Origin of the sequence: Deinococcus sp., from assembly GCF_025362455.1 — a bacterium.
In the GTDB taxonomy this organism is placed as follows: Bacteria; Deinococcota; Deinococci; order Deinococcales; family Deinococcaceae; genus Deinococcus.
In genome coordinates, this window is sequence record NZ_JANYGJ010000140.1 from 1 (window position 1) to 7,462 (window position 7,462).

7 protein-coding genes are annotated in these 7,462 nt (G+C 66.9%); 4 read left to right on the forward strand and 3 right to left on the reverse strand.

The features are described from left to right. From Q0R23_RS11160 to Q0R23_RS11175, 4 genes are all read left to right on the forward strand, one after another. On the forward strand, nt 1-816 hold an 816-nt coding region (locus Q0R23_RS11160), incomplete at its 5' end, for a hypothetical protein (RefSeq protein ID WP_293913038.1). Continuing rightward, on the forward strand, nt 813-2,033 hold the full coding sequence (locus tag Q0R23_RS11165; RefSeq protein ID WP_293913040.1) for an FTR1 family protein: 1,221 nt from the start codon (nt 813-815) through the stop codon (nt 2,031-2,033). The genes Q0R23_RS11160 and Q0R23_RS11165, both read left to right, overlap by 4 nt. Further along, nucleotides 2,020-4,101: a hydantoinase/oxoprolinase family protein gene (locus tag Q0R23_RS11170; protein ID WP_293913042.1), complete on the forward strand. Its 2,082-nt coding sequence runs from the start codon at nt 2,020-2,022 to the stop codon at nt 4,099-4,101. The genes Q0R23_RS11165 and Q0R23_RS11170 overlap by 14 nt, the downstream gene beginning before the upstream one ends. Nucleotides 4,102-4,103: 2 nt before the next feature. Further along, nucleotides 4,104-4,544, forward strand: a complete 441-nt coding sequence (locus Q0R23_RS11175) for a hypothetical protein (protein ID WP_293913044.1) — start codon at nt 4,104-4,106, stop codon at nt 4,542-4,544. A 458-nt stretch (nt 4,545-5,002) separates the two neighbouring features. On the opposite strand, the gene Q0R23_RS11180 is transcribed toward Q0R23_RS11175, so the two are convergent. From Q0R23_RS11180 to Q0R23_RS11190, 3 genes are all read right to left on the reverse strand, one after another. Further along, entirely contained in the window at nt 5,003-6,220 is a 1,218-nt protein-coding gene (locus Q0R23_RS11180) for an MFS transporter (protein WP_293913046.1), read from the reverse strand. After that, a complete protein-coding gene (locus Q0R23_RS11185; RefSeq protein ID WP_293913047.1) occupies nt 6,217-6,582 on the reverse strand; it encodes a metalloregulator ArsR/SmtB family transcription factor in 366 nt (121 codons plus the stop codon). The genes Q0R23_RS11180 and Q0R23_RS11185 overlap by 4 nt, the downstream gene beginning before the upstream one ends. Before the next feature lie 326 nt (nt 6,583-6,908). Further along, the gene (locus Q0R23_RS11190) at nt 6,909-7,169 is read right to left on the reverse strand and encodes a helix-turn-helix transcriptional regulator (protein ID WP_293913049.1); all 261 of its coding nucleotides are present in this window, start codon (nt 7,167-7,169) and stop codon (nt 6,909-6,911) included. Nucleotides 7,170-7,462 lie beyond the last annotated feature (293 nt).

A 7,462-nucleotide genomic window follows, 5' to 3' on the forward strand; every position in this document is an offset into this window, starting at 1 on the left:
CATCCGGCCAACGAGCTGTACGAGGCGGTCAAGGCGGACCTGACGCCGGACCTTCAGGCCCGCTTCCTGAAGGATTACCAGGCCATCAATGCCGTTCTGGCTGCCAGTCAGCCTGCCGCCGCCCTCCAGCGGGCGCTGGGCACCTTCTCGACAGACGTGGACGCGGCCATCGCGACGGTTCCGGCGGCGACCCGCCAGACTCCCGCGTTCGGGGCGCGGGTCACCTCGACCATCCTGGGCAATACCAAAACGGAATACAGCGGCGGCGTGGTGGGCGGTCAGGTCAGCAACCTCACCGAGTATCAGGACGCCCAGTTCTACCTGGCGCGGGCGACCGGCTGGCTGACGCAGTACAAAGCCCGCTTCCCCGCCGATCAGGGTGGGCAGGCCGCCGCCGCCCTGGTGCAGGCCAGGACGCTTCACCTCGCGAAAGCCGACCCGAAACTCTTCAACGCCCAGCTTGACCGCGCCCGCACCGAACTCGCCGAGATCAGCGGCGAGACGCTCGCCCCCACCGCCGGGCCAGGCGCCGACTTCGCCAGCATCCAGACCCTGCTGGGCCAGGCCCGCAGCCACTACCGGGGCGGCATGGCCGACGCCGCCAACGAGGCGGTGATCAGCGCCTACCTCGACCATTTCGAGCAACTCGAACGCCCACTGGCGCTGAAGAACAGGCCACTGGAACTGAAACTCGAACAGACCCTGAAAACCGGTCTGCGGGCGCTGATCAGGCAGAAAGTTCCGGCAGCTCAGTTCAGCGCCGCCCTGGACGCGACCCTCAGGGATCTGGGCACGGCGCAGGGGCTGCTCCAGTGAAGCTGTTCCGACTGCTGCTGACGCTGCTGGCCCTGACCCTTTTCAATGCGGCCCTGGCGGTCCCGGCCATCAGCGTCCCTGACGAGCTGCGGACCACGGGCGACCTGGTCACCCAATCGCTGCGCGAGTACCGGCAGGGAGACCGTGAACAGGCGTTCCGGACCGCCCGGAGCGCCTACCTCGACCATTTCGAGTACGCCGAGCCGCCGCTGCGGGTGCTCAACCCCGACCTGATCCTGGAAATGGAGTACCGCTTTTCCGATCTGCGCAACGGAATGAAGGCCGGGCAGCCGATGGGCGAGCTTCAGCAGATCGCCGGGGACATCGGCGGCAGCCTGCGAAAGGCCCAGAGCATCGTCAGCGGCACCGGCATACTGGGGCCGACGCTGGCCGCCACCGGGGGCTTTACCATCCTCTTCCGCGAGGGGCTGGAAGCGGCGCTGCTGCTGGCCGCCATCTTCGCCTACCTGGAAAGCAGCCGCAACACCCGACTGCGCCAGGCGGTCTGGTGGGGAGGCGCGGCAGCCGTGGCCGCGACGGCGCTGACCTGGGCGGCGGCCACCTACGTACTCTCCATCGCGCCGGTTTCCCGCGAGCTGATCAGCGCCGTGACCAGCGCCGTCGCGGTGGTGATCTTGTTCTCGCTGTCGTTCTGGCTGCTCCAGCAGTCGGACCGCAGGCGCAGCGTGGAATTCATGCGCGCCCGCGTCTCGCAGGCGGTGCAGGGCGGCAGCCTGACGGCGCTGGGCTTGATCACCTTCACCACCATCTACCGTGAGGGTTTTGAAACCGTGCTGTTCTACCAGGCACTGACCGTCGCCAGCGGCCCGGTGCTGGGCTACATGTATCTGGGTATCGCTCTGGCGGTGGCCGCGCTGATCGTGACGTTCCTGCTGCTGTTCCGCTTCGGGCGCAAGTTGCCGACCAAGCGGCTCTTTCCGGTGCTGGTGGGCGTCACCGCGCTGTTCGCGGTGGCCTTCGTGGGTAACGGCGTGCGCGCCTTCCAGGAAGCAGGCTGGTTGAACGTCACCAACCTTTACGGCGCCCTGCCGAAGATCGATCCCAATGTGGCGGCGCTGACTGGCCTGCATCCCACCACCGAGACCCTGGGTGCCCAGGCATTGATGATCCTGGTGTACCTTGTGGGCTTCGTCTACCTGCGCCTGTCGGGCCGGGCCAGGCGCGGCAGCCGTGCAGGCCAGCTTGAGCGCAACTGAAACACCTGCTCAAGTCGGCGTCCGGATCGGCATCGACGTGGGCGGCACCTTCACCAAGGGGGTCGCCCTCGCTCTGGACGGTGAGGTTCTGGCGATCTCGCAGGTCCCGACGACCCACGCCCACGATCAGGGTGTGGCGGCAGGCGTGCTCGAAGCCCTGGACCAGGTGCTGGCCGCGCTTCCACCCAAAACCCCGGTACTGCTGGTGGCACATTCCACCACCCAGGCCACCAACGCCCTGCTCGAAGGCGACACCGCCCATATCGGCATCCTGACGCTGGGTGAGGGCCAGGACGAGCGCCGGATTCGCAAGGTCACCCAGGCGCCCTCAGGGCTCCGCGCCGAGTGGGCCTTTGTCGCCGTAGACCGCCCGGATTTCGCGGCGCAGATTCAGGTTGTTCTGGGCGGCTGGCAGCAGCTCGGCGTCAGCGCGGTGGCCGTCAGCGAAGCTTTCGGGGTCGACGACCCGGCGCGGGAGCGGCAGGCCGGTGAGCTGGTCCGCGCTGTGGGCCTGCCGGTCACCCTGGGCAGCGACCTGAGCGGCAGTTACGGCCTGGAGATGCGCACCGTCAGCGCCGCCATCAACGCCAGCATCCTGCCGACCATGCTGCGGACCGCCCGGCATGTCCGGGCCGCCGTGGGCACCCGGCTGCCCGGTGTTCCGCTGCTGATCATGCGCGGTGACGGCGGCGCGGCCAGCCTGCAAGCCTTCGAGGAAACCCCGCTGCACACGGTGGTCAGCGGCCCAGCCGCCTCGCTGGGCGGCGCCATCATGCGGGGCGCTTTGATGGACGGCGTGTTCTTTGAGGTCGGCGGCACCAGCACTAACGTCGGGGCGATCAAAGACGGGCGCCCGGTCCTGAACTACATGACCGTGCTGGGCGCCCCCACCGGCCTGCGGGCCGCCGACATCCGCATCGCCGGGGTGGCGGGCGGCAGCCTGATCCGGCTGGGCAGGAAACGAATTGAAGAGGTCGGCCCGCGCAGCGCCCACATCGCCGGGCTCGGCTACGCCAGTTTTGCGCTGCCGGAGGCGCTGACCGGCGCCAGGCTCACGGAGATCAGCTTGCCGGGGTCGCCGCTCGGCGGCTACGCGGTGCTGGACGTGCCGTCCGGTCAGCGCTACGCCATCACGCCGACCTGCGCGGCCAATGCGCTGGGCGCCATCGGCGAGAATGGCCGCGCTTACGGCTACCCCCAGAGCGCCCGGCTGGCCCTGACGCTGCTGGGCGTTCACCTGGGGGCCAGCCTGACCCAGGCGGCCACCGCCGTGCTGGAGGCCAGCGCCGAGAAGCTGGTGCGTCTGGTCCAGGACCTGGCCCGCGAGTATGGACTCCAGGGAACACCGCTCTACGGCGGGGGCGGCGCGGCCAGTGTACTCGGCCCGGTCATCGCCCGGCGGCTGGGGGTGCCGTTTCAGGCCGTTGCGAACGCTGACGTGATCTCGTCCATCGGGGCGGCGCTGGCGGTCATCCGGGTCGAGCGTGAGCGCACGGTGACCCGGCAGGACCCGACCATCGCCGATCTGCTGGAGCGGGACGTCCTCGACGAGGCGGTGCGGCTGGGGGCCGATCCGGCCAGCTTGCGGGTCGAGACCGAGTACCTGGCTGCCGAGGGTCGCCTGCGGGCCGTGGCGGTGGGCGCCCACCCGCTGAGCGCACGGACCCGCGTGCTGGGCGGGGATGAGCTGAGCGCCCAGGCGCGGTTGGTGTTGGGCGACGGCGCGAAGTTGATCTTCGGCGGGCCGTATCACTCGCTCTTTACTGCCAGGGTCGAGACGCGTGGCCTGTTGCGGCGCCGGGTCCAGCATCCGGCTGTGGTGCTCGACCAGCACGGGGTCCGGCTCCTGCGCTTCGGGAACGCCGTGGTGCTGGTGGGCAGGCCCTCGGAGGTGCTGCCCGGCCTGGCGCCGTACCTGGGCACGGCCACCGCTCCGCAGGTGGCGGTGCTGAGCGCCACTCGGCTGCGCGACTACGCCCACCTGCATGACCCTGGCACCCTCACCGAGCACTTGCGCGGCAGTCTGCGCCTGGAATCCCAGGTGGCGCTGATCGTGCGTCAGGAGTAAGCATGCTCTACCGCAAACAATCTGGCCCGGCAGCTCTCTGGCTGACGGTGGCCACCTCGCTGGTCACGCTCGCGCTGGGGTTTTTCGGCGGGCGGCTCAGTGCGCCTCAAGGTAGTCTCCAGAGTCTGCTCCAGCCGGAGGCGCTGCACCTGCGCCGGGCGTCCGGGGCGCTCGAGATCGTTGGGCTGGAGTACGCACGGGCGAGGGGCGGCAATGCTCAGAGTCAGGCCGCCAGCCTTAAGGCCATCGAGCAGGCCCAGCGGGAACTGTCTGAGTTAGGGGCGCTCCGGCAACTGTATCCGCAGGACGCCGCTCAGCTTGGTCAGCAACTCGCGCTGACCTCACAAGCGATCCGGCAGTCGGCCTCGCAGGAGACCGTCAGGCGGCGCGTGGACCAGATCCAGGGCGCGCTGAGTGCTTTGACGGCCCGAGTGCCTCGGTAGGGTCATGGTCAGGCCTATGTCCTGAAATGCCGAATCAGTTTTAAGCTCTATGTCCGGAGCACCTTAAACGCCAGGCTGCCGTAGTGTGTAATCTGACCCGCGAATCAACATGATTTGGTTGCCAGGTACAACTTGAATGCCAAGTGAACCGAGTATGATGCACCCGGACAATCAGCGTTGAAGCGCACATTGATGGCCGTAACTTTACACCACCAAAGAAGAATGCTAATGCGGCTGGTTTACATTGCAAGAAGGGCTGTGAAGTTGCCCAATTGATGATCGGAATCGTCTTTCCATCGTTAACGCGCTAGCATTCAACTTGAATACATCAAAAACTCGGAGCGACTCTGTCTCAAAGCCGCTCCTGCTGTGCATCCATATAACTGGCAATATGTCAACCCCTAAACGAGGCACGTTACTGGTGGTAGTCAGCACATCGGGCGTTTCAGTATTTGAGTCTACGACCGGGAAGCGGTTTGGCCTTCCGTCTGCGGACGCAGCCACACGGCCACCGCCGCGAGCAGCACCAGCGCCAGGCCGCCCCCGATCAGAAAGTCCCGCTGCGGCAGCCGGGTGCCCAGGAAGCCCGCCACCGGATAGGCGAAGGCGTACCAGAGGTGGCTCCAGGCGAAGTGCGCTCCGTAGACCCGGCCCTGCGCGGCCTCCTCGGTGCGTTCGGCCAGCAGCGTCTCGGCAGGCAAGTTGACCCAGTTCTGGCCGATACCCGCCAGCAGCCACAGCACCAGGATGGCGGGCAGAGGTGCGATGTTGCCGGGCAGCACGGCCAGGCTGGTCACCAGCGCCCCGATCAGGATGAAGCGGGTGCGCGGCCAGCGCTTGCCCACCACGCCCACGACGAGTGACGCCAGCGTCGCACCCAGCCCGTAGGCGGCCATCACCCAGCCGTAAGTGGCCTCGCTGAGCTTCAGGTCTCCCTGGATGCGGCTGACGGTGTTGACCAGGATCAGCGCCCCGGTCACCGCCGCGACGAGTTCGAGGAGCAGGGCGAAGCGGATCGGCGGGTCACGCCACAGCCGGGCCGTCCCGTCTCGAATCCCCTGCCAGGTGCTGCGCTGCACCTCACCCTGCGCGGCTTGCAGGGCAGGCAGGGTCAGGATCAGCAGCCCGGAGAGCAGGAAGCTGGCGGCGTCTACGAAGAACAGGTTACGACCTCCCAGTAGGGCGGCCACGATCCCGGCCAGTCCGGGGCCGATGATGTTGATCAGCTCGGTGGTGGCGCTCGACAGCGCGAAGGCCGGGCCGCTGTCCGCCTGGCCGACCACCATCGGCACCGTCGCCTGATTGGTCGGGGTAAAGAAGGCGGTCAGGGCGTTGACCAGGAACATCAACAGGTACACCTGCCAGACGGCGTGGACGAACGGCAGCAGGCCGATCACCGCCATGCGCCCGAGATCGCAGCCGACCAGCAGCCACTTGCGGTTGATGCGGTCGGCGATCACCCCGGCCAGCGGGCTGAACACCACGAAGGCCAGCACCCGCAAGGTCAGGGCCGCCCCCAGCACCACGGCGGCGTCCTCGCCACCGGTCAGTTGGTAGGCCAGCAGCGCCAGGCCGACCCAGGTCAGGGCGTCGCCCACCTGACTGACGGTCTGGGCGGCGTAGAGCCGGGCGAAGCGGGGACTACGCAGCGCGGTGAACATCGGCAGGGTGCTCACCGGGCACGTCCGATCAGGGCGTCCATCGCCGGATGGTCGGGCAGGCCGAGCCGCTCATGCTGGGCGTGACTGAACGCCTGCAAGACGAGCTGCGCCACGTGCGCGTCCGCCAGACGGTAATACACCTGGGTCGTCTCGCGGCGGGTCTTGACCACGGCGGCACTTCTGAGCAGGCCCAGGTGACGGCTGACCGTACTCTGTGGCTGCCCGAGGGCCTCGACCAGCGCTGCCACTGGCCGCTCACCACCGATGAGGAGCAAAACGAGCTGAACGCGGATGGGTTCCGAGAGTATCTTGAAAATGGCGCTGACCCGTGCCAGGTCGTCTGGATCGGGGGTGGCCGAAACTGGATGCTGATGCACCCCGCAACCATAACATCTGGAAGTGCGGATAAACGGAAATAAATCTTGAGGTAGACCTCAGCATGCTCAGGTGAGGTTGCCCCAGTGGCTGTCTGCCGGGGCCGCGTCTGGCGCGATTTTAGAGGTCGCCGCTTGACGGATGAGGCGCTGCGTGAGGCAACCATATCGGCCTATATAGCGGCGGATGTTCATTTGTCCCTGCGGATGGTTGCGCTCGGCTGGCCCTCAGCCAACACGTCAGATTGACCCTGGTAATGCTGGGTCCAGGAGCCCTGGTCGGAGCTGGTTAACAGCGTTCGCAGGGGGAGCCCAAGTCACCGCCGTCCTTAGCCCTCCTGCCGCTTTTCGGCCCGTTTGATCAGGCTGGACAGCGGCATGCCCAGGGCGTCGGCCAGCGCCTGCAAAGTGGAGAGCCGCAGGTCGAGCTTGCCCTGCTCGATCAGGCCCATGTGGCTGCGGTAGACCCCGACCTGATCGGCGAAATCGTCTTGATTCATCTCCGGTTTGCGCAGATCGCGCACCACCATGCCGAGCTGAACGCGAAACTGGACCTCGCTCTCCTTTGGAATCCGCTTGCGGGGGGCCATGCCGCCACAGTCCCGCAGAACCTGTCTTTAGGCGACGCAATGTATTATGGCCTGATATATTAGGTATGGGTTTCTGAGATGCGTTCTGAGCACTCTGGGCTGCCGCTCTTATCCTTGACCGTCGCCCCTTCTCCAGTGAGGCCCTCCATGATGCACAACCTGTTTCTGTTCAAGCCGTTCATCTTCCGAACACGTCGCGTTGCGGCGAGCCTCCTGTGCTGCCTGCTTCCTTCCCTGGCGAACGGGGCGAGCACTGCCGATCCGAAGATGGAGGAGCAGCCGATCACGCCCGC

Coding starts and splice junctions, on each gene's coding strand:
- Q0R23_RS11175 (WP_293913044.1), top strand. CDS start 4,104: ATGCTCTACCGCAAACAATCTGGCCCGGCAGCTCTCTGGCTGACGGTG.
- Q0R23_RS11190 (WP_293913049.1), bottom strand. CDS start 7,169: ATGGCCCCCCGCAAGCGGATTCCAAAGGAGAGCGAGGTCCAGTTTCGC.